Source organism: Pigmentiphaga sp. GD03639 (assembly GCF_029845405.1).
Lineage (GTDB): Bacteria > Pseudomonadota > Gammaproteobacteria > Burkholderiales > Burkholderiaceae_B > Pigmentiphaga > Pigmentiphaga daeguensis.
Genome location: NZ_JAOCLR010000032.1, coordinates 1 through 21,258 on the forward strand (window position 1 = coordinate 1; position 21,258 = coordinate 21,258).

The following is a 21,258-nucleotide window of genomic DNA, read 5'->3' on the forward strand; positions in this document are numbered from 1 at the left end:
CTCTGGTGCCTCAATGCATGCAAACCTCGCGCCACCTCTCGACTTATTCAGCGCAGCCTTAAAGAGTGCGAGCTCGCGAACCCGGCCTTGCATCTGAAGGCGTACGCGCAGGGCCCAAACGTCTTTGACCTTGAAGGGTGCCTTCTGCCCAACTATCTTCCCCTTGTTCCATGGCTCGTGATGAACGCAATTGCCAGAGCTTTCCATGATGGTCTCCCATTGAGTTGAGGGCCCCTTAGCTGTCGCATCCCGGATGATCGTAGCGGCGCTTGACAAACAAATCAGGCCTTTTAGCGTACCAGTCCGTCATGGCCTGTAAAGGCGTTCTGGAGTCCAGCACCTTGGTTTACGTTCAACTCCAAGCAACTTTCGACACTGACTGTTGAATGGCAGCACTTCACCACAAACCGGCCGCTGGTTTCCAAGGCCGCCACGCCAAATGGGGCACCGAATTCGGTCAACGAAGGCCAGGAAAAGTTGCACTCACTGATGACGGCAACCGCTGCACTGGCGTCTTTGATGGAGCCGTTCGTTGACCGGGTTGATGTGCAGGCGACCCGCGGCTGCACCAGGCGCTCATGCACCGCGTCGCCCGAGTTCAGCAGCATCCGGTCGGTCAGCGGCCCGATGTTGGGCCGGGCTATGCCCATCTGGCGGCGCATCACTTCCGACGTGTAACCCAGCTTCCACCCGACCACGCGCTCGCCGGCGGCCAGGCGCAGGCCGAGCAGCGCGCGCTGGATGGCGTAGGCGGTGGCGAGGTCGGGCGAGCCGACGGTGGCGTCGGCGTCCAGCGTGCGCCCGGCCTGGCGGGCGGCCCAGATCGCTTCGGCAAGTTGGGCCACCGTCTTCATCCCAGCCGCCCTCAGCCGATGGCACCGCCGCCCACGAACAGCACCTGGCCGGTGATGTACGAGGCTTCGGGCGCGCCCAGGAAGCCGATGGCCGCGGCGATCTCCTCCGGTGTGCCGAGGCGGTTCATCGGCGTGTCGCGCAGCGACTGCGTGTAGATGGCTTTCATCCAGCCGGTTTCGGCTTCGCTCAGCGGCTGCTGGTTGCGCGGCACGATTCGCTGGCCGTTGTCGATGGCACCGGGTGAGACGCAGTTGACGCGCACGCCGAATTCGGCGAGTTCCATCGCCATGGCCACCGTCATCGCGTGCACGCCGCCCTTGGCCGCGGCGTAGGGCACGCGGTAGATGCCGCGGGTGGCGATGGAGCCGACGTTGACGATGGCGCCATCGCCCTGGCGCTTCATCAGCGCCGCCATTTCGCGGCAGCACCACAGCGTGGGCCAGAACGAGCGGTTGATCTCGCGCTGCATCTCGTCGGGCGTGTATTCCCAGAACGGCTTGGCCCAGATGGTGCCGCCCACGTTGTGCACCGACACGTCGATGCGGCCGTGGGCCTGCAGGGCCGCCTGCACCACGGCCTGCGCGCCTTCGTGCTGCTCCAGGTCGGCGGCCACCAGCAGGCCCTCGCCGCCTGCAGCGGTGATCTGGTCGCGCACCGCTTCGCAGGGGCCGGCGGCGCGGTCCACCAGCACCACGCGCGCGCCCTCGGCCGCCATGCGCAGCGCGCAGGCTCGGCCGATGCCCTGCGCGGCGCCGGTCACGACGACCACGCGCCCCTGGTAGCGCTAGGCGGCGATTCCGGTCCTGGTCAGCGGCCGAGGTCTTTGGCGCTGACGCCCGCGATGCCCCAGTTCTCCTTGGGCATTTCGTGGATCCAGACGCGGATGGTTTCCTTCTTCGCGCCGATGGCCTCGTGCAGCGCCTGGGTGACCTTCTCGATCACGGCCTTCTTCTGCTCGGGCGTGCGGCCTTCGAGGATGTAGATCTGTGCGAACGGCATGGTGGTGGTCTCCCGGGGTCAGTTGGCTTTGATGTCCAGCTTGCGGATCAGGGAGCCCCAGCGGTTGTTCTCGGCCTTGATGAAGGCGCCGAACTCCTGGGGCGTGGTGACGCGCAGGTTGCCGGAGATGTTGTCGAACGCGGCCTGGGCCTCGGCGGTCTTGGCGCCCTTGGCCCAGGCGTCGTGCAGCTTCTGCACGACGGCGGCCGGGGTGGCGGCGGGGGCGACCAGGCCGAACCAGGTCTCCACCGCGAAGCCGGGGTAGCCGGACTCGGCCACCGTCGGCACGTCCGGCAGGTCCTTGGCGCGCGTGGGCGAGGTGACGGCCAGCGCCTTGAGCTTGCCGCTGCGGATGTGCTGCAAGGTGGTGGCCAACGAGCTTTCCATGCTCATGATCACCGTGCCCGAGAGCAGGTCCGGCACGATCTGGCTCGACCCCTTGTAGGGGATGTTGGTGAGTTCGATGCCGGCCACCGACTGCAGCAGCTCGGCCGCCAGGTGGTTGCTGGTGCCGATGCCGGACGTGGCGTAGCCGAGCTTGCCCGGGTTGGCCTTGGCGTAGGCGACCAAGCCCTTGAGGTCGGCGAACGGTGCGCTCGGGTGCACGACGATCACGCAGGGCGTGGTGCCCACCAGCGAGATCGGGGCGAAGTCCTTTTCCACCTGGAACGGCAGGTTGTCGTAGAGGTAGAGCGCGATGGCCAGGCTGCTGATGGCCGACAGCCCGATGGTGTAGCCGTCCGGCGCGGCCTTGGCCACCGCGTCGGTGCCGATGTTGCCGCCGGCGCCGGCCTTGTTCTCGACCACGAAGGACTGGCCCAGGGCGTCGCCCATGGCCTTGGCCGCGGTGCGGCCCATGATGTCGGTGGGTCCACCCGGCGGGAAGGGCACGATGAGCTTGACGGGACGGGCGGGGTAGGCGTCCTGCGACCAACCAGCGGCGGGTGCCAGGGCCAGGCCGGCCCCCACGGAGGCGATGAAATCTCTGCGTTGCATGGGCTGTGTTCCTCAGGCGGCTTTTTTCTGCTCGCGCGCATCTCGCGCGCGGGCCATGGTCATGGCGGTGTCTTCGATCATGTCTTCCTGGCCACCGACCATCTTCTTGCGGCCCAGTTCGACCAGGATGTCGCGCGCCGACAGGCCGTACTTGACGGCGGCGCGCTTGGCGAACAGCAGGAAGCTGCCGTACACGCCGGCGTAGCCCAGCGTGAGCGCGTCGCGGTCGATGCGGATCGGGAAGTCCATGATGGGCGTGACCAGGTCTTCGGCCACGTCCTGGATCTTCCAGACGTCCACACCGGTCTGCACGTCCATGCGGTCGAGCACGGCGACCAGCACTTCCATCGGCGTGTTGCCTGCGCCCGCGCCCAGGCCGGCGGCGGCGGCGTCGATGCGGGTGGCGCCACACTCAATGGCGGCGACCGAGTTGGCCACGCCCATAGCAAGGTTGTGGTGGCCGTGGAAGCCCAGCTCGGTCTCGGGCTTGAGCGCGTCGCGCACGGCCTGCAGGCGGGCCTTCACGTCGGCGGGCAGCATGTAGCCGGCCGAGTCGGTGATGTAGATGCAGTTGGCGCCGTAGCCCTCCATCAGCTTGGCCTGTTTCACCAGGCCTTCGGGGCTGTTCATGTGGGCCATCATCAGGAAGCCCACGGTGTCCATGTCGAGCTTTCGGGCGTAGGTGATGTGCTGCTCGCTCACGTCGGCTTCGGTGCAGTGCGTGGCCACGCGGATGGTGTGCACGCCCAGGCCGTGCGCCATCTTCAGGTGGTCGACGGTGCCGATGCCGGGCAGCAGCAGGGCCGAGACCTTGGCCTGCTTCATCAGCGGGATCACGGTGCCCAGGTACTCCTCGTCGGAGTGGGCCGGGAAGCCGTAGTTGACGCTGGAGCCGCCCAGGCCGTCGCCGTGGGTGACCTCGATCAGCGGCACGCCGGCGGCGTCCAGGCCGCAGGCGATGCTCTTCATCTGGTCGAGCGTCATCAGGTGGCGCTTGGGGTGCATCCCGTCGCGCAGGGTCATGTCGTGCAGGGTGATTTTTTGCTGGCTCATGGTGGGGCTCCGGGTCAGGCGGCGACGGGTTCGAGCACGAGCTCGCCCTTCAGGATTTCTTCGGCAAACATCTCGGCGGTGCGCGCGGCGGCGGCGGTCATGATGTCCAGGTTGCCGGCGTACTTGGGCAGGTAGTCGCCCAGGCCCTCGACCTCCATGAAGACCGAGACGCGGTTGCCGTCGAAGACGGGGCCGTTGACCAGCTTGTAGCCCGGCACGTACTTCTGCACTTCCAGGATCATGTCGTGCACCGACTTCGTGATCGCGGCCTCGTCGGGCGTGCCTTCGACCAGGCAGTGCACCGTGTCGCGCATGATCAGCGGCGGCTCGGCCGGGTTGATCACGATGATGGCCTTGCCCTTCTTCGCGCCGCCCACCTTCTCGACCGCGCCGGCCGTGGTGCGGGTGAACTCGTCGATGTTCTTGCGCGTGCCGGGACCGACCGATTTGCTGGACACGGTGGCGACGATCTCGCCGTAGCTCACCGGCTGCACGCGGCTGACCGCGTAGACCATGGGGATGGTGGCCTGGCCGCCGCAGGTGACCATGTTCACATTCATCTCGCGCTGACCGACGTGCTGCTTGAGGTTCACGGGCGGCACGCAGTAGGGGCCGATGGCGGCGGGCGTGAGGTCGATCATAATCGCGCCTTGTTCGTTGACCTTGCGCGAGTTCTCGGCGTGCACGTAGGCGCTGGTGGCGTCGAACACGATCTGCACGCCGTCGGCCTTCATGTGCGGAATCAGGCCGTCCACACCCTCGGCGGTGGTCTTGATGCCCATCTCCTTGGCGCGCTTGAGGCCGTCGGAGTTGGGATCGATGCCCACCATCCACACGGGTTCGAGCACGGGGCTGCGCTGCAGCTTGGCCAGCAGGTCGGTGCCGATGTTGCCGGGCCCGATGAGGGCGCACTTGATTTTTTTCGTCATGGGTTGACTCCTGGGGGAAGAAGAAAAAAGGTTCAGGTGAGCGTGCGCACCACGCCACCGTCGACCCGCAGCGCGGCGCCGGTGGTGGCGCTGGCCTGCGGGCTGCAGAGGTAGGCCACCATCGCGGCGACTTCGTCGGGGCGGATAAAGCGGCGCAGCAGCGAGGTGGGCCGCGCTTCCCGGAAGAAGCGGGCCGCGGCTTCGTCGAAGCTCAGGCCCTGCTGTGTGGCGAGCGTGTCGAAGAAAGCGCGTGCGCCTTCGGTCAGCGTGGGGCCGGGCAGCACGCTGTTGACCGTGACGGCGGTGCCGGCGCAGCACTCGGCCAGGCCGCGTGCCACGGACAGCTGGGCCGACTTGCTCATGCCGTAGTGCACCATTTCGGCCGGCGGACAGATGCCCGACTCGCTGGAGATGAAGACGATGCGGCCGCGGTTGCGCGCCAGCATGCCCGGCAAGGCGGCGCGTGAAAGTCGCACGCCGCTCATCACGTTGACCTCGAAAAGGTGCTGCCAGTCGGCGTCGGCGATCTGCTCAAAGGGCTTGGGCTCGAAGATGCCGAGGTTGTTGACCAGGATGTCCACCTGGGCCAGCCTGGTCGCCACCTGCTCGCAGCCGGCGGCGATGCCCAGGTCGGCGGCGATGCCGGACACCTCGGCCTGCGGGCGCTGTTCGCGCAGGGTGTGCAGCGCGCGCAGCACCGATGCTTCGCTGCGGCCGTTGATGATCACGTGGGCACCGTCGGCCAGCAGGGCCTGGGCGATGGCCAGGCCGATACCGGCGGTCGAGCCCGAGACGAAGGCGGTCTGTCCCGCCAGGGGGCGTGGTGCCAGACTCATGGGCGCTCTCCTGCGGGCGGTTGGGCGTGCAGCCAGCCGGCCAGCCAGCGGGTCAGGCGCGGCGCCACCACCCAGGTCATGAGGACCACCACCAGCACGGTGATGACCATGGTGCGCGGCACCAGCGGCCAGTCGGCCAGCAGCGGCGCCACGGTGAGGAACAGCAGCAGCACGGTCGGGAAGATGCCCAGCCAGGTCACAACCGCCACCTTCCAGCGCGGCGGCGCCTTGGTGGTGCTGCCCGCCGGCGCGAACCATTAGTCCAGCCCGCTGACGCGGCGCATCTCCTGCGCGCCGATGGTGTGCGGGGCGACTTGCGCGAGCCAGTGCGAGCGCTCGGGCGAGTCCTGCCAGGCGGCCAGGTGCGCGTCGTTGTCGAACGCGAAGACCACGTGGTAGAGCAGGGGCTCGTCACCGCTGCCGGCCTCGCCGGGGCGCACCAGCTGGCCGCCGAGGTGGCCGGGAAAGTGCGTTGCCGCCTCGATCATGCCGGCCATGGCCGCCTCGAAGCCGGCCACCGCACCGGGCGCGACCCGGCGCGTGACCAGCACGGTCACGGCGCGCGACGGGGTGGCGGGTGCGTTCATGGGCGCAGGCTTCGCAGGGCGGTGCTCAGACGAAGCGCATGCCCACCGTGCCCAGGTCCTGGAAGCGCACGTTCACGCTGTCACCAGCCTGCACCGCGATGGCTTCGGTCACGCCACCGGTCATGATGAAGCTGCCGGCCGGGATTTCCTGGCCGCGCGCACCCAGGTGGTTGGCCAGGGCGGCGATGGCGGCGGCCGGGTGGCCCATCACGGCCGCACCGGCGGCCATGGCCACGATCTGGCCGTTCTTCTCCAGCACCACGCCCAGCGTGCGCAGGTCCAGCTCGTCCACGCGGCGGGCACGGCCTCCGATCACGAAGCGCGAGGCCGAGGTGTTGTCGGCGATCACGCTCTTGAGGTCGAACTTGAAGTCGCGGTAGCGGCTGTCGATGATCTCCACGCCGGGGATCACGAAGTCGATGGCGGCCATCACGGCGCCGACGTGGCAGCCCGGGCCCTTGAGCGGCGCCTTGGTGACGACGCAGATCTCGGCCTCGACCTTGGGGTGGATGAGTTCGGAGGTCTTGATGTCGCTGCCTTCGGCGCAGGCCATGTAGTCGCTGACGAAGCCGAAGACCGGCGTGTCCACGCCCATCTGCTTCATCTTGGCGTAGGAGGTCAGGCCGCACTTAAGGCCCACGGTCTTGTTGCCGCGGCCTTCCTTGCGCGCGCGGATGATGTCCTGGATCGCGTAGGCGTCGTCCCAGTCCATGTCCGGGTGGTCGTCGGTGATCTTGGTGACGTCGTGCGCCTTCAGCTCGGCTTTTTCCAGGTGCTCGGCGAGCTGGGCGAGGGTGTTCTTGTCGAGTTTCATGTGGTTGTTTCCTTCCCGCTCAGGCGACGAAACGCACCGACGTGCCGCCCAGGCCGCCGACGCTGCAATACAGGCTGTCGCCCGCGACCACCGGCACCAGCGGCGACTGCGAGCCCGAGAGGATGATGTCGCCGGCCTTCAGGCCGATGCCCAGGCGGCCCAGCGTGTTGGCCAGCCAGGCCACCGCGTTGACCGGCGAGCCCTGCACCGATGCGCCGCAGGACGTGCTGATGATTTCGCCGTTCTTCTCCAGCACCATGCCGGCCAGCGCGAGGTCGAGGTCGCGCGGGCTCTTGCGCAGGCCGCCGAGCGTGAGCACGCCGCAGGAGGCGTTGTCGGCCACAGTGTCCTGGATCTTGATCTTCCAGTCCTTGATGCGCGATTCGACGATCTCGAAGCACGGCATCACGCAGTCGGTGGCGCGCAGCACGTCGGCCGCGGTGACGCCGGGGCCTTCGAGGTCGCGCGCCAGGATGAAGGCGACCTCTGCCTCGGCCTTGGGCGCGATCATGGTGCCCACCGGGATAGGCTGGCCTTCGTTGTAGACCATGCCCGAGAGCAGGTGGCCGAAGTCGGGCTGGTTGACCTTGAGCATGTCCATCACGACCTTGCTGGTCACGCCGATTTTCTTGCCCACCACGCGCTCGCCCGCGTCCAGGCAGCGCTGGATCATGCGCAGCTGGATCTGGTAGGCGTCCTCGATGGTGATGTCCGCTTCGCGGTCGGTCAGCGGAGCGACGGGTTGGCGGTCGAGCAGCGACTGGTAGAGCTCGTCGCCGTAGTGCTGGATCTTGGAGTTGTCCATGGTGTTCTGTGTGGGAAAAGGGGTCAGGCGGACGCGGCGCCCTGCGCGTCGGCTTCGGCGAGGAAGTTCGACACCAGTTGGACGAAGCGCGCGGCGTGTTCGATCTGTGTCCAGTGGCCGCAGTGGCCGAACACGTGCAGCTGGCTGTTGGGAATCCACTGGCTCAGCGTCAGCGAGGTCTGCAGCGGGATCACCTGGTCTTCGCGGCCGTGCACGATGAGCGTCTCGTGCGGCAGCGCGCGAATCGCGGCCTCGGGGCTGGCCATGGCGTCGACCCAGCGCTGGCGCGGGGCGGGGAACATGGCCGAAAACGATTCCTGGAAGCCGGGGCGGACGCTGGCCTGGTAGCGCAGTTCGGCCAGCTCGTCGGTGATCAAGCCCCGGTTGTGTGCGAACACGTCCATGATGCGCTTCATATTGTCCAGCGAAGCCTCGTAGCCCCAGACCGCGTCCAGGCCCGGCGTGATCGGGAAGGGCACACCGACCGAGCCCATGAGCACCAGGCGGCGCACGCGCTGCGGCGCGCGGATCGCCAGCGCCAACGAGAGCGCACCGCCAAAGCTGTTGCCGACCACGTCGGCTTTCTCGACGCCCATCGCGTCCATGACATCCAGCGCCTGCTGCACCCAGGTGTCCATGTTGTAGGTCATGCCGGCGGGGCGGTCGGTGTAGCCGAAGCCCACCATGTCGGGCGCGATCACGCGGCGGTCCTTTGCGATGACCGGCATGGCGAGGCGCCAGTTGGCCCAGGCGCTCACACCCGGACCGGAGCCGTGGATGAACAGCACCGGAGGCTGTCCCGGCTTGGAGCTGCCGAGGTCGTGCACGTTGGTGTTGAAGCTGCCTGTGCGAACGCTCAGCGCAATTTCAGGGTTGTGTGGGGCATTCATGTGTCTTGTCCTTGAGGTCTTTGCGTTGAAGGGGCGGCGAGTGGGCCGGGACGACTGGTTCCGTTCATGTCCCCCGTCGGTCGCTGCGCGCCCGCCTCCTCCTTTACTTCACTGCACCAGTCGCCCCGGCCCACTCGCTGTCGGCGCACGAGGCCGTTCTTCCAGGGCGCAGCGGCGCAGGGGGGAGATCACAGCTTCACCATCACGTTGCGGAGCTCGGTATAGAACTCCAGCGAGTGCACGCCGCCTTCGCGGCCGATGCCCGAGGCCTTGCTGCCGCCGAAGGCGGTGCGCAGGTCACGCAGGAACCAGCTGTTGATCCAGCACAGGCCGACCTCGATGGCCGCGGCCATGCGGTGCGCCTTGCCCAGATCCTGCGTCCACACGGTGGTGGCCAGGCCGTAGTCGGTGGCGTTGGCCAGCGCAATCGCTTCCTCTTCGGTGTCGAAGGGCGCGATGTGGCAGCAGGGGCCGAAGATCTCTTCGCGGATCACGCTGGCGCTTTCGGGCAGGCCGGTCCAGATGGTCGGTTGGACGAAGTGGCCGTTGGCGTACTCGCCCGTCATGGCCGGTTCGCCGCCGCCGGTGACGACGGTCGCCCCCTCGGCCCTGGCCTTGGCGTAGTAGCCCATGACCTTCTGCTTGTGTTCGGCCGAGATCAGCGGGCCGATGCCCACGCCCGGCATGTCGGGGCCGCCGATCTTCAGGCCTTCGGCCTTGGCTTTCAGTGCCGCGACGAACTTGTCGAAGATCGGGCGCTGCACGTAGACGCGCTCGGTGCCCAGGCAGACCTGGCCGCAGTTCTCGAAGGCGCTGCGCGTGATGCCGGCGATCGCCTTGTCGAAGTCGGCGTCGGCGAACACGATGCCGGCGTTCTTGCCGCCGAGTTCGAACGACACCGGGCGCACACCCTTGGCGGCGGCGGCCATGATGGCTTCACCGGTGCGGGTCTCGCCGGTGAAGGTGATGCCGTTGACACCCGGGTGCTTGGTGATGAATTCGCCGGCCGAGCCTGGGCCGAAGCCGTGCAGCACCTGGTACACGCCCTTGGGCACGCCGACCGCGTTCATCACCTCGCCCAGCAGGGTCGCGGTGGCGGGGGTTTCCTCCGAGGGTTTGACGATGACGGTGTTGCCGCAGGCCAGGGCCGGGCCGACCTTCCAGGTCATCAGCAGCAGCGGCAGGTTCCAGGGGCAGATCACGCCGACCACGCCCAGGGGCGTGCGCAGACCGTAGCTGATGGCCGTGCCGCCGTCGGGCGTGGTCATCTGGAAGCTCTCGGTCGGCACGTTCTTGACGATGTCCGCGAAGATCTTGAAGTTGGCCGCGCCGCGTGGGATGTCGATGTGCGAGGCCAGCGAACGCGGCTTGCCGGTGTCGGCCAGTTCGGCGGCCAGGAAGTCGTCGAAGCGGCGGTTGATCTCGTCGGCCACCGCGTGCAGCAGCTCGGCGCGCTTGACCACGCTCATCTGGCCCCACTCGCCCTTGAGCGCGGCACGGCCCGCGGCCACGGCGGCGTCGACCTCGGCCTGGCCGGCCTCGTGCACCTGGCCGACCACTTCATTGGTGGCCGGGTTGCGGTTGTCGAAGGTCTTGGCGGTGGCGACAAATTCGCCGTTGATGAAGTTCAGGAACTGTTTCATGGTGCGTGAGTGAGATGAAAAATCAGTCGAGGCCCAGGGCTTTCAGGCCGGCGCGGGCGCAGGCCTCGTCCTGCTCGGCCGAGCCACCGGAAACACCGATACCGCCAATGCGCTGGCCGTCGGTCACGACCGGCAGGCCGCCGCCGAACAGCACCAGGCGCTGGCGCTGGTTCAGGCCGATGCGCAGCAGCTCGTCGTCACCGATGACGCCGCCCCATTGCGAGGTGGGAAAGCCGAAGCTCGCGGCGGTGTAGGCCTTGTCGATCGCGATGTCGATCGAATGCAGGAAGGCATTGGGCATGCGCAGAAAAGCGGCCAGCGTGCCCGAGGCATCGGTGACGGCCACGTTGATGCGAATGCCCGATGCCTCCGCATGCGCCACCGCCGCCTGGCAGGCCAGCGAAGCCGCAGATGCGGAGATGACGGCAGAAGGAACAGAAAGAGCGGTTGTCATCAGAAGAACAATGAGAAGGAGGGGGAGCCAGTTCGAGGGGCACCGAGGAACCGGCTCCGCCGGGCCTCAGGTGCCGTCCCCCCTCCAAGCGCCGAAGGCGCGCCAGAGAGGGGGGGAAGCCGCGTCAGTGGCGCAGGGGGGTGATCACGTGTACACCTCGGTGAAAGACGGCACCAGATAGCCCGTGTGATAGAAGATCCCGCTGCCCAGTTGGTCTTCGGTCCAGGTCGTCACCGGCCGGTCGCGCTGGGCCAGATAGCCCAGGCCGGCGAAGGTCTCGTTGCGATTGCCGCTCGGGTCGAAGAAGTAGATCGTCTCGCCGCGCGTGATGCCGTGGCGGGTGGGGGCCACGTCGATGCGCGTCTTGGTCTTGGCCATCACGTCGGCGGACTTGAGCACGTCGTGCCACGAGTCCAGGAAGAAGGCGATGTGGTGCAGGCCGCTGCGCGGCCCACCGACGAAGGCGATGTCGTGCGGCGTGGTGGTGCGGGCCATCCAGGTCGCCGCCTGCATGTTGCCTTCGGGTCCGACCAGCACCTGCTCGGTCAGGAAGAAGTCCAGCGCCTCGGTCATGAAGCGGGTGTTGTCGGCCACGGTGTTGATGCCGGCCTCGGGATTCATCTCGCACATCAGCAGGCAGTGGTCCAGCCAGTGAGCGCCCGCGCCCTTGAGGCCGTCGGGCCAGGGGTCGGGATTGATGTTGCCCACGTCGGTGCCGACAAACTCCTTGCTGGCATACAGGCGCATTTCGTGCCCGCTGGGCAGTTTGAACTGCAGCATGCGGCCGGTCGAGGGCAAGGTGCCTTCGTCGAGCATGGTGGTCTTCACACCCCAGGCCTCGATCTTCTGCTGCAGCGCTTCAAGGTCGGCTTCCTTCTCGACCTTGTAGGCCAGGTGGTTCATGCCGGCCTGGTCCGACGGGGTCAGGATGACCGAGTACTTGTCCCATTCGTCCCAGCACTTGAGGTAGACGTTGCCCGCCTTGTCCTTCATGGTGGTCTTCATGCCCAGCACGTTCTCGTAGTGCCGGACGGCGGCGTCCATGTCCATCACTTTCAGGCTCGCGTGCCCGATGCGCATCACACCCATGTTGTGTCTCCTGGTGGTTGGTTACTGCTGCTGAATCGAAGGGCTGGCAGTCGCAGACTCTGCGCGCCCCTTGGAAAACGGTTTGCTCAACTTGCCGGCCACTTCGAGGTTCACCGGCGTCTGGGGCGCCACGCGGCATGCCAGCGTGTAGCCCTGGTTCTCTTCGTCGAGCGTCACGTGTGCACGGCTGATCGGCCCCAGGGCCTTGATCTGTCCCTCGACGATGCGGACCTTGCAGACCCCGCAGCCGCCGTTGACGCAACCCACCGGGATGCCCTTGCGGCCCAGGCGGACCATGCCGGTGAGCAGGCTTTCATTGCCGGCGCAGGGAAAGGTCTCGTCCGTCTGGGCCACGTGCACTGCGAACTTGGGGCGGGAATCAAACAGGGACATGTCTCAGTTCTTCTTCAACGCAGCAGCTTCAGCTGCCAAAGATAGGGCGGAGCGGTCATACCGTCCAATACCGAATTTTTGCGACCCTATACTGGTGAGGTATTGCAAGCCGAACCAGGAGGCCCCATGGATCTCAAAGACATGCGCCAGTTTCTGGCGGTCGCCGAAGAGCGCAACTTCACCCGCGCGGCCGAGCGCCTGCACATGGCGCAGCCGCCGCTGTCGCGCCAGATCAAGGCGCTGGAAGACGAGATGGGGGCGCGCCGCTGTTCCTGCGCACACCGGCCGGCGTGGAGCTGACCGAGGCGGGCCAGACGCTGCTGGACGAGGTGCCCAACCTGCTGCACCTGGCGCAGCGCGCGGCCGAGCGCACGCGGCGCGCGGCGCAGGGCCTGACCGGACAGCTCGACGTGGGCATCTACGGCTCGGGCGTGCTGGACGTCATTCCCCGTGTGCTCGCGAAGTTCCACGCGCAGCGGCCCGAGGTGCGCATCGCGCTGCACAACCTCACCAAGTCCGAGCAGCTGCAGGCGCTGCGCGAACGTCGCATCAGAGTGGGCTTCAACCGACTGGTCCCGCCCGAGCCGGACCTGGTGGTCGAGTCGGTGCTGCGCGAGCCGCTGCTGGTGGCGATGCACGAAGCGCACCCGCTGGCGCAACGCCAGCAGGTCGGGATGGCCGACCTCGACGGGCTGCCCATGATCCTCTACCCCAACGAGGCCATCCACGGGCTGGCGCAGGAAGTGGCCGAGGCCTTCCGCCAGGAAGGCGTGCGGCTGGCGGTCGAGCAGGACGTCGAGGACGTGGTGACGGCCGTGGCCCTGGTGGCCAGTGGCTTCGGGCTGACCATCGCCACCCGGTCGGCCGCCAGCCTGCGCCTGCCGGGCGTGGTGTTCGTGCCCTTGCGCAGCCGCCACCTCAAGGACCTGGAGTTGAGCTGCCTCTACCGGCGCGGCGATCCGTCGCCGGTGCTGGCCATGTTCCTGGAGGTGGTGCGTGCGCATGGGAAGAGCGAAACGAAGGGCGGCAACGGCCTCAGACCTGCCTGAACAGCGGGCTGCGGGCGGCCTGCGCGTCGGCCGCCGAGAGGAACTTCTCGGTGTAGATGTCGCGCTCGAACAGGCGGCCCTGCATCAGGGTGGAGATGCAGGCCTCGATCATGGGCGGCGGCCCGCACAGGTAGGCCTTCTGGCCCGCAAAGCTGCCGCCGAAATGCGCCTTGGCCGCTTCGTGCACGAAGCCGCGGAAGCCGTCCCAGTCCGAGCCCTCTGGCTCGTGCGAGAGCGCCGGCACGTACGTGAAGTTGGCGTGCTGTTCGGCGAGCGCGCGGAACTCGGCGTCGTAGTACAGCTCCTCGTGCGAACGCTGGCCGTAGACCAGGGTGATGGGCAGCGTGCACCCGCCCGCGAAAGGTGCTGGTCGCTCGCCAGACTCCCAGATCAGCGCGGGAGTCCTTGGGCTTGGGCAGCTGACTCTCATGTGCAACATAGACCCAGACCTTTTCCAGATCTGGCGTTGCTCGAGTTCGAACAGATCGGGGTCGACGAAGATGCGCCGATCGACGGCGCGCTGCCCGTCTTCGTGGTGAACGTCGTCGTCGAGCAGAGTTTGGGGTGCAGCGTCCATGTGAGGCTCCTTCAGGAAGTGGATTCGTCGGCACGCGTGCCCGCGTCCAGTGCGGCGTAGACCTCGTCGCCTTCGACCTTGACCGGGTAGATCATCAGTGCCTTGACGCACGGAAACGCGGTGGCGGCGCCGGTGCGGATGTCGAACCGGCCGCTGTGGAACGGGCACTCGATCTCGCAGCCAACGATGTCGCCCTCGGACAACGACGCCGCACCATGGGTGCAAGTGTCGTCGATGACGAAATAGCCTTCGTCTAGGCGCACCAGCGCCACCGGCTCGCGGCCTTCGACAGGCACCTGAAGGGCGTAGCCGGCCTCGACATCGTCGATGCGGGCGATGAATGTCATCGTCTTGGAGTCGCTCATGCAAGGGTCCTCTCGTTGGGCAAGGGCTGCTGACATGTCAGTGCAGGGTCGGGAAGGCGCGCCCGGCAGCCAGCGAGCTGGCGGTCACGATGGCGTTCAGGATCATCGAATGGTCGGCAATACCGCGGCCGACGATGTCGAAAGCGAAGACGTGATAGTCGGGCCGGCCGATAAGCCAGCACTTTCTTCGCATAGGCCTCCAGGTGGCCGCCGATGCCGTGCATCAGGAGCAGCGCTTCGGGCTTGCCCACGCCAGTCTCGACGATGCGGATGTTGCCGAAGCTTGGAGTGTCGACGTGGCGCACGGTGGCGCCCAGCAGATCCAGCCACAGACTCATGCGGCAGTCTCCGTTGCTTCGACGCCGAGCCCGAGATAGGCCTCGCGCACCATGGGGTCGTTCATCAGATCGGGGATGGGCAGCACAACGTAAGCACTTTCCCACGAGCAGCCTTCGACTTGACCGCTCGCTGCACAGCATGGCGACGCTCTGCAAACCTTCCTCCCGCCAGAGGAGAAACCAGCACTGCCCGTGACAGCCGGCGCAGCGGGTCAGAGCGCATAGAAATCCATCGCCGCGGGAACCAGGTCGTTCTGCAAATGAATCTTCTTGCGCGCAATCAACCACTGCCCGTCCTTATGTTTCATCTGTAGTTCGTACCAGCCAAAATGAACGTGCTGCTTGGCGGTCCGGGGATCGTAGACGCGCACCATCCAGCTCGACTGGGCCTCGATCGTCTCTGCCCCGGCCGGGCTCGCCATGACATTGCTCACAAAATGCGTCGTGCGCGGCAGTGGCATGGCGGTAACCGATTTTCGCGATTGAATTCGACTGATTCTCTCCTCAAGGCCGATGCGCGAATCGTGATAGATGAAAGAGATCTCGGTATCCGGATCGTCGATCTCGTCGTACTCGTTGCGCCAGGCCGGAACCCAATACACCGCATCGGGCGCATACAAACCAACCCACTCCTTCCATCTGCGCCGGTCCAGATACATCCCCTCCCGGAACAAGATCTCCGTGGCGACTGCCGTGGCCTCGTGATTCATCATGGCGACTTCCTCAAACTCATCATGGCGACTTCCTCAAACTCATCATGGCGACTTCCTCAAACTCATCATGGCGACTTCCTCAAACCCGTCGCGACGGCGTCGTCAACGACGGGTCGCTCAACCGCCGTCGCTTGGCCGGCAGCGCGCGGGCTGTGGACGATGACGGAACTCCTGGAGTCCTCGGCGAGCAGCAGGCGTTGCCATTCCCGATAACCTGCATGAAAACAGGTTTCATTGCCAAACGTGATCGATCCAAACGCCGATTCACAGTCGTCGATATTCAGCTCCGCGGCGTGCTCCATGCCATTGGTCTGCAACTCGCCCAAACCGCGCAGATAGCCCTGCGTCGGGCCCGCCGCGATGGCCCTGAACCCGCTCTGGCAAAACTCGTACATGACATTGTCATCGGAAGTCGCGAGCCCACTGGGGTTGAAGAAGTCCTCGTACGCGCGGATGCGCGACCGTCGCTCGCCGCGAGCCTCGCCGACCGGAGCGAGGCAATGCGAGCTTATTCGCGTCTTGTCAACCGCAAGCGGCTGCCAAGTGCGCAGCTGAAGTGACAGCTTCATCGACTGGATATCGATGATCTGCAGATTGGGAAAGATCGTGAGGTTGCGCTGGCGCATGCGCCACTTTCTCCTGACGCCCTCGTCCCCCTCAGCGGCAGGCGACGGCGCATCACCGACATCGCCCGCAGCATGCTGAGCCTGACCCGGCCGAAGGGTGGACCACATCACCGAGTGCCCGCGCGGAAAACTGAACGTCCCCTGACCGGTGAGCGCCGACTCCTGTTTGACTGCGGAAGACGTCGGACCCGGCGTCGCCGAGGGTTGGATGCGACGATTCAGGATGTCGACATACGAACTATGGGTCGACGCGAAGTGATAGAAATCGAGCCCATTCTCGAACTGAAGCTTCCAGTTGGCATCGAAGGTGTAGTCAATGGCCCCGGCGACGTACTCCAGGCCGTTCGGCGCTTGATCGGCAACGATATCCAGAAACACATGTGCACCGCCCAGATGCTCGCGCAGGCCGGGAACGTTCGGCGACAGGCTGGCAAATACGAAACCGCGATAGCTCTCCAGCCGGGCAACCGGCACGAGATCATGGTCGCCGCTTGCAAACGAATCTGGATACTGACCCTCCTGTTGGTCGGTGATGCCGACATTTCGACCCGAGCTGTCGTAAACCCATCCATGGTAACGACACACGTGAAATTTCTGGTTGCCGCCGCTGAACGGACAGAGCAGCGGGCCCCGGTGACGGCAGCTGTTGAGAAAGCAGCCCAGCGTTCCGCCGGCCGTCCTTGTGAGGATGATCGGCTGGCGACCAATGTGGCTGGTGATGAAATCGTGCGGCCTCGCGACTTGGCTCTCGAGCCCGATGAAGACCCAGGTTGACTCGAACACCTTCGACATCTCGAGTTCAAAGATACCAGGGTCGAGGAAGGCGCTCCGATGGACACGGAATATTCCTTCGGCGCGCCGATCATCGATCAGCTCTTCGACGCCAATGTGGCTGCGATTCATCGCATCGGCCGGCGTGGATTCAGGTTTGTTCATTGCAGTATTCCTCAAGGGTAAAGATGGGCTACACGCGACCCCGTCCCGAATGCGCGAAAGTCCGCGCGTATGCGCTCGCTGCACCGTGCCGGACAGCACCCCGGGCGCACGCAGCGAACTGCGCCAATCCAGTCGGGCCGGTGGTGCGCGATCGATCAGCGCCCGTGCACCGCAGATCGATCGAGGTTGGACAAACTGCCGTTAGAGGACCCTTCGAACCGACGGCATCGAAAAAGAGCTCGGCCATCCGAATCTGGCCGCATAGCGCGCAGCGGAGAGCCTGGTGATCAATCGGCCTGAATTCCGAGTTCCTTGATGACCTGCGTCATCCTCTGCAACTCCGCGGCATTGAGCTTCGCGAGAGCGCTCGGCGGACCGCCGACAGGGATCGCACCAAAGACGGCCATCTTCTCCACCACATCCGGCATCCGGATGATTTCGTTCAAGTGCGAGTTGAGCAGTGCAACCACTTCGGGCGGAGTTCCTTTCGGTGCGAAGAAACCATGCCAGGCGCCGACGACGGCGTCTTTGTAGCCCAACTCGGACAGTGTCGGAACGTTCGGCAGCAACGACGAGCGCTTCGTATCGGTGACCGCGAGCGCCACCAACTTGCCCGTGTTGATGTACTGGGCAACCGGACCCAGGGTGATATACGCCAGCGGCAGATGCCCCGCCACGACATCATTGACGGCCGGAGCGGTCCCCCGATAGGGGGCGTGCTGAATCTTGATGCCTGCCGCTCGGTTTAGCAGTTCGCCGCTGATATGCATCGGGGAACCGGCACCGGGGGTGCCGTAGTTAAGAGGCTTGCCACTCTTGGCCGAAGCGATCATGTCTTTCACGCTGGTAAAGCCCGAGGACGGGTTGGCGACCAGCAGCAACACTTGGTCGCCCGTGTGGATGATGGGTTCGAAACCATCGAGCACGTCGTACCTGGTCGACCCCGACACCTTCATCACCAGCTGCGCGATAGTGAACGAATTGGGCGTGAACAGCAAGGTATAGCCGTCGGCCGCAGCGCGACTGGCCAGGCTGTTTGCGATGATGGTGCCGGCACCCGGCTTGTTTTCAATGATGACCGGCTGTGCGAGCCGCGCCGCCAGTTTTTCGGAAAACAGCCGCGCCATGGCATCGGTATCCCCCCCGGGCGGATAGCCGACGATCACCTTGATCGGCTTGTTCGGATAACCCTGGGCGAAGGCGGTACCTATCCATACGCCGAACGAGAGAATGGCTACAGCGATACGTTTGCAATGGTGGGCATTCATGGTTCTTTCTCAATCTTTCTCAATCTTTCTCAATCAAGGTTCAAGGATAGGCTCCGGCACGACCGGACGATTATTTAATATCGAGATTATCATGAATATTGATGTACATGCCTATGGTGTAAACCCTTAACTTTCATCGAGATTTTTGCTGATGGCAGCGTGAACAGTTCCGTCCCCACCGCCAACCCAGAATCTCACTTCCCGCCACGTCACTCGCCGACGCTGATGTCTTGGACGCCCATGAAGCCGCAGATGAGCCTCGAACGCTGATCGTGTCGTCAGTGCGTTTCATAAGCTGTCCTTGGCCGTCTGCCCGGCTATGCCCCAGTTCTCCTTGGGCACGTCGTAGATCCACACACGCACCTTCTCCTTCGGCGCGCCGATCGCCTCGTGCAGCGCCTGCGTCACCTTCTCGATCACCGCACGCTTTTGCTCCTCGGTGCGGCCTTCGAGCATGTAGCTCTGGGCGAACGGCATGTGTTTCTTCTGTCGTCAGACGAACCGAATTTCGACGCTGATCGACGGTGCCGATGCCGGGGATCAGCAGCGCCGAGACCTTGGCCTGCTTCATCAGCGGGATCACCGTGCCGAGGTATTCCTTGTCGGTGTGCGCCGGGAAGCCGTAGTTAGAGGCTTGTCCATGGTCTCGATTTCAAGGCTGCGTGAAAAGGCTCCGAAGCGCGGTGCCGGGGTTCCTGCGGGTCTGACAGACCAGTCTGCGACTCAGGTGTAGACCTCGGTGAACGAGCCCGGCAGCACGCCGGTGTGGTAAAAAATCCCTCGCGCCGCCTGGTCCTCGGTCCAGGTGGTCACGGGCCGGTCGGGCTGGGCCTGGTAGCCCAGTCCGGCGAAGGTCTCGTTGCGGTTGCCGCTCGGGTCGAAGAAGTAGATGGTCTCGCCGCGCGTGATGCCGTGGCGCGTGGGCGCCACGTCGATGCGAACTTTGTTCTTGGCCATCACGTCGCCAGCCTTGAGGATGTCATGCCACGAGTCGAGGAAGAACGAGATGTGGTGCAGGCCGGGGGTCGGGCCGCCGACGAACGCAATGTCGTGCGGCTTGCTCGAGCACGAGACGAACGAGGCCAGCTGGAACGCGCCGCCCGGCCCCACGGTGATCTGCTCGGTCTGGAAGAAGCCGAGCACTTCCATGAAGAACTTTGTGTTCTCGGCCACCTTGTTGACGCCCTGACCAGGATCGAATGGACACATCAGCAGCACGTGGTCGAGCCAATGCGCACCAGCCCCCTTCAGACCATCGGGCCAGGGGTCCGGATTGATGGAGCCGACCTCGGTGCCGACGCATTCCTTCATCGCATACAGCCGCATCTCGTGCCCGCTGGGCAGCGTGAATTGCAACATCCGGCCAGTCGACGGCAGCGTGCCTTCGGGCAACACCTGGGTCTTGATGCCGCTGGCTTCGACCTTGAGCTTCAGAACATCGAGATCCGCATCGCTCTTGACCTTGTAGGCCACGTGGTTCAGGCCCGCCTGATCGGACGGGGTCAGGATCACGGAGTACTTGTCCCATTCGTCCCAGCACTTGAGGCACACGTTGCCGTGTTTGTCTTCCATCGTCAGCTTCATGCCCAGCACGTTCTCGTAGTGCTTCACCACCGCCGCCATGTCCATCACTTTGATGCTGACATGCCCGATTCTCATCACACTCATTTCATGTCTCCTTCGACTGATTCGTTTCGCCAGCCGCGCCGCTTCGGGACGAAGCGCCGGCACCCCACTGAAAGCTAAACGCCTTCTTCATCTTGCCCACTACCTCGACCTCGACGCCTTGGAGCGGTGACACCCGACAGGCCAGGCAGACCCCACGCGCCTCTTCCTCGGCCGACACGTGAGCCCGGCTCATCGCGCCCACCTTGCGCACGCTGCCCACGCGCACGCTGATCTTGCAGACTCCGCAGCCGCCATTCACACAGCCAACCGGAATGCCCTTGCGACCGATCCTCACCATGCCCTGCAACAGGGTCTCCGATTCGGCGCAGTCATAGGACTCCCCGGTCTGGGTGAGGCGAACGAGGTGCTGGCATCCACCGGCGACCGGCACCGCAGCTGTAGACGCAGACTTTGTCGGGTCCATCGCGCGTTCAGGCAGCGTCGGCCTCGGCCAGGAAATTGCCGGCGAGCTGGGCGAAGCGCTGCGCGTGCTCGATCTGGGTCCAGTGCCCGCAGCGTCCATACACGTGGAGTTGCGAGCGCAGGATCAGCTGTGAAAGCCGGATCGAATTCGACAGCGGCAGCACCTGGTCCTCGCGGCCATGAATGATCAGTGCCTCTTGCGGCAGCTTGCGGATGTCGTCGTCGCTGCTGGCCAGCGACTCAACCCAGCGTTGCCGCGGTGCCGGGAACATCGCCGCATACGACTCCTGGAAGCCCGGGCGGTTGCTCGCCTCGTAGCGCAGCTGCGCCAGTTCGTCGCTGACCAGGTTGCGGTCGTAGGCAAACCAGTCCATGACCTTGCGCATGTTCTCGAACGACGGCGTGTAGCCCCAGACCGCATCGAGCGGGGGGGTCAGCTCGAAGTTCACACCGGCGGCGCCCATCAGCACGAGGCGGCGGACCCGGTCGGGATGACGGATCGCGAGCGCTAGCGACAACGCCCCGCCGAATGAGCGAGCGCTAGCGACAACGCCCCGCCGAATGAATTACTCACCAGATCGACCTGCGCCAGATCGAGGGCGTCGATCAGACCGATCCCCTGCGCGACCCAGCCGTCCATCGTGTAAACAGCGCTGGCTGGACGGTCGGTAAAGCCGAATCCGGCCATGTCGGGCGCGATGACACGCCGATCCTTGGCAAGCTCGGGCATCACCAGGCGCCAGTTCGCATAGGCACTGACGCCAGGGCCAGACCCGTGGATCATCAGCACCGGAAAGCCCTGGCCGAGATCGTGGTAGTTGGTGCGCAACCCTGCCGCGACAATGCTCTTGCCGATCTCGGGAGACGGAGGTGCAGTCATTGCGATCCGATCAAAAAGAGGAATGGCCGTCCGAGCTGTTGGCACCCAGTCCCGACAGGTTCATTTAATATC

At 65.3% G+C, this 21,258-nt stretch carries 23 protein-coding genes and 7 pseudogenes; 1 reads left to right on the forward strand and 29 read right to left on the reverse strand.

Annotated features, from left to right (window positions below):
• The 18 genes and pseudogenes from N5K27_RS24120 to N5K27_RS24205 form a co-directional block, all read right to left on the reverse strand.
• Positions 1 to 207, reverse strand: a pseudogene (locus N5K27_RS24120) (integrase); the annotation flags it as partial.
• Between the two features lie 28 nt (positions 208 to 235).
• Positions 236 to 337, reverse strand: a pseudogene (locus N5K27_RS24125) (IS481 family transposase); the annotation flags it as partial.
• The gene (locus N5K27_RS24130; RefSeq protein WP_279819626.1) at positions 291 to 854 is read right to left on the reverse strand and encodes a hypothetical protein; all 564 of its coding nucleotides are present in this window, start codon (positions 852 to 854) and stop codon (positions 291 to 293) included. The gene N5K27_RS24130 and the pseudogene N5K27_RS24125, both read right to left, overlap by 47 nt.
• A gap of 11 nt (positions 855 to 865) precedes the next feature.
• Positions 866 to 1,651: pseudogene (locus N5K27_RS24135) on the reverse strand (1,6-dihydroxycyclohexa-2,4-diene-1-carboxylate dehydrogenase).
• A gap of 11 nt (positions 1,652 to 1,662) precedes the next feature.
• A complete protein-coding gene (locus tag N5K27_RS24140; protein WP_279819632.1) occupies positions 1,663 to 1,854 on the reverse strand; it encodes a 2-hydroxymuconate tautomerase in 192 nt (63 codons plus the stop codon).
• Between the two features lie 18 nt (positions 1,855 to 1,872).
• Positions 1,873 to 2,850, reverse strand: coding sequence for a tripartite tricarboxylate transporter substrate binding protein (locus tag N5K27_RS24145; RefSeq protein WP_279819635.1), 978 nt, complete (start codon positions 2,848 to 2,850; stop codon positions 1,873 to 1,875).
• A 12-nt stretch (positions 2,851 to 2,862) separates the two neighbouring features.
• Positions 2,863 to 3,903, reverse strand: coding sequence for a 4-hydroxy-2-oxovalerate aldolase (dmpG, locus tag N5K27_RS24150; protein WP_279819638.1), 1,041 nt, complete (start codon positions 3,901 to 3,903; stop codon positions 2,863 to 2,865).
• Between the two features lie 14 nt (positions 3,904 to 3,917).
• Positions 3,918 to 4,832 (reverse strand): acetaldehyde dehydrogenase (acetylating), encoded by a 915-nt coding sequence (locus N5K27_RS24155; RefSeq protein ID WP_279819641.1) that lies wholly within the window; start codon positions 4,830 to 4,832, stop codon positions 3,918 to 3,920.
• Between the two features lie 32 nt (positions 4,833 to 4,864).
• On the reverse strand, positions 4,865 to 5,668 hold the full coding sequence (locus tag N5K27_RS24160) for an SDR family oxidoreductase (protein ID WP_279819644.1): 804 nt from the start codon (positions 5,666 to 5,668) through the stop codon (positions 4,865 to 4,867).
• A complete protein-coding gene (locus N5K27_RS24165; protein WP_279819648.1) occupies positions 5,665 to 5,868 on the reverse strand; it encodes a hypothetical protein in 204 nt (67 codons plus the stop codon). Before N5K27_RS24165 ends, N5K27_RS24160 begins: the two co-directional genes overlap by 4 nt.
• A gap of 57 nt (positions 5,869 to 5,925) precedes the next feature.
• Positions 5,926 to 6,255, reverse strand: coding sequence for an antibiotic biosynthesis monooxygenase (locus tag N5K27_RS24170; RefSeq protein ID WP_279819651.1), 330 nt, complete (start codon positions 6,253 to 6,255; stop codon positions 5,926 to 5,928).
• Positions 6,256 to 6,280: 25 nt separating this feature from the next.
• Complete coding sequence (gene dmpH, locus N5K27_RS24175) at positions 6,281 to 7,069, reverse strand: 2-oxo-3-hexenedioate decarboxylase (protein WP_279819654.1); 789 nt, start codon at positions 7,067 to 7,069, stop codon at positions 6,281 to 6,283.
• Positions 7,070 to 7,088: 19 nt separating this feature from the next.
• A complete protein-coding gene (gene dmpE / locus N5K27_RS24180; RefSeq protein ID WP_279819656.1) occupies positions 7,089 to 7,874 on the reverse strand; it encodes a 2-oxopent-4-enoate hydratase in 786 nt (261 codons plus the stop codon).
• Between the two features lie 23 nt (positions 7,875 to 7,897).
• Entirely contained in the window at positions 7,898 to 8,764 is an 867-nt protein-coding gene (locus tag N5K27_RS24185) for an alpha/beta hydrolase (RefSeq protein WP_279819659.1), read from the reverse strand.
• A 188-nt stretch (positions 8,765 to 8,952) separates the two neighbouring features.
• The gene (locus N5K27_RS24190; RefSeq protein WP_279819662.1) at positions 8,953 to 10,407 is read right to left on the reverse strand and encodes a 2-hydroxymuconic semialdehyde dehydrogenase; all 1,455 of its coding nucleotides are present in this window, start codon (positions 10,405 to 10,407) and stop codon (positions 8,953 to 8,955) included.
• Between the two features lie 22 nt (positions 10,408 to 10,429).
• The gene (locus tag N5K27_RS24195; RefSeq protein WP_279819666.1) at positions 10,430 to 10,861 is read right to left on the reverse strand and encodes a heme-binding protein; all 432 of its coding nucleotides are present in this window, start codon (positions 10,859 to 10,861) and stop codon (positions 10,430 to 10,432) included.
• Positions 10,862 to 11,005: 144 nt separating this feature from the next.
• Entirely contained in the window at positions 11,006 to 11,950 is a 945-nt protein-coding gene (locus N5K27_RS24200; RefSeq protein WP_008328854.1) for a catechol 2,3-dioxygenase, read from the reverse strand.
• Positions 11,951 to 11,971: 21 nt separating this feature from the next.
• Positions 11,972 to 12,343 (reverse strand): 2Fe-2S iron-sulfur cluster binding domain-containing protein, encoded by a 372-nt coding sequence (locus N5K27_RS24205; protein ID WP_008328848.1) that lies wholly within the window; start codon positions 12,341 to 12,343, stop codon positions 11,972 to 11,974.
• 126 nt (positions 12,344 to 12,469) lie between these two features.
• Here N5K27_RS24205 and N5K27_RS24210 point away from each other — a divergent pair.
• Positions 12,470 to 13,392 (forward strand): annotated as a pseudogene (locus N5K27_RS24210) (LysR substrate-binding domain-containing protein).
• On the opposite strand, the pseudogene N5K27_RS24215 reads toward N5K27_RS24210, so the two are convergent.
• The 11 genes and pseudogenes from N5K27_RS24215 to N5K27_RS24265 all read right to left on the reverse strand — a co-directional run.
• A pseudogene (locus N5K27_RS24215) lies at positions 13,379 to 13,750 on the reverse strand (phenol hydroxylase); the annotation flags it as partial. The pseudogenes N5K27_RS24210 and N5K27_RS24215 overlap by 14 nt on opposite strands.
• A gap of 230 nt (positions 13,751 to 13,980) precedes the next feature.
• Complete coding sequence (locus N5K27_RS24220; protein ID WP_279819685.1) at positions 13,981 to 14,334, reverse strand: non-heme iron oxygenase ferredoxin subunit; 354 nt, start codon at positions 14,332 to 14,334, stop codon at positions 13,981 to 13,983.
• Complete coding sequence (locus N5K27_RS24225) at positions 14,331 to 14,672, reverse strand: hypothetical protein (protein WP_279819688.1); 342 nt, start codon at positions 14,670 to 14,672, stop codon at positions 14,331 to 14,333. The genes N5K27_RS24220 and N5K27_RS24225 overlap by 4 nt, the downstream gene beginning before the upstream one ends.
• A gap of 212 nt (positions 14,673 to 14,884) precedes the next feature.
• Positions 14,885 to 15,385 (reverse strand): aromatic-ring-hydroxylating dioxygenase subunit beta, encoded by a 501-nt coding sequence (locus N5K27_RS24230; RefSeq protein ID WP_279819691.1) that lies wholly within the window; start codon positions 15,383 to 15,385, stop codon positions 14,885 to 14,887.
• A gap of 65 nt (positions 15,386 to 15,450) precedes the next feature.
• The gene (locus N5K27_RS24235) at positions 15,451 to 16,947 is read right to left on the reverse strand and encodes an aromatic ring-hydroxylating dioxygenase subunit alpha (RefSeq protein ID WP_279819694.1); all 1,497 of its coding nucleotides are present in this window, start codon (positions 16,945 to 16,947) and stop codon (positions 15,451 to 15,453) included.
• A 287-nt stretch (positions 16,948 to 17,234) separates the two neighbouring features.
• A complete protein-coding gene (locus N5K27_RS24240; RefSeq protein ID WP_279819697.1) occupies positions 17,235 to 18,215 on the reverse strand; it encodes a tripartite tricarboxylate transporter substrate binding protein in 981 nt (326 codons plus the stop codon).
• Positions 18,216 to 18,503: 288 nt separating this feature from the next.
• Complete coding sequence (locus N5K27_RS24245; RefSeq protein ID WP_279819700.1) at positions 18,504 to 18,692, reverse strand: 2-hydroxymuconate tautomerase; 189 nt, start codon at positions 18,690 to 18,692, stop codon at positions 18,504 to 18,506.
• Between the two features lie 40 nt (positions 18,693 to 18,732).
• Positions 18,733 to 18,855: pseudogene (locus tag N5K27_RS24250) on the reverse strand (4-hydroxy-2-oxovalerate aldolase); the annotation flags it as partial.
• Positions 18,856 to 18,938: 83 nt separating this feature from the next.
• Positions 18,939 to 19,883, reverse strand: coding sequence for a catechol 2,3-dioxygenase (locus N5K27_RS24255; RefSeq protein WP_279819703.1), 945 nt, complete (start codon positions 19,881 to 19,883; stop codon positions 18,939 to 18,941).
• A 1-nt stretch (position 19,884) separates the two neighbouring features.
• Entirely contained in the window at positions 19,885 to 20,307 is a 423-nt protein-coding gene (locus tag N5K27_RS24260) for a 2Fe-2S iron-sulfur cluster-binding protein (RefSeq protein WP_279819706.1), read from the reverse strand.
• A gap of 7 nt (positions 20,308 to 20,314) precedes the next feature.
• Positions 20,315 to 21,186: pseudogene (locus N5K27_RS24265) on the reverse strand (alpha/beta hydrolase).
• Between the last annotated feature and the right edge of the window lie 72 nt (positions 21,187 to 21,258).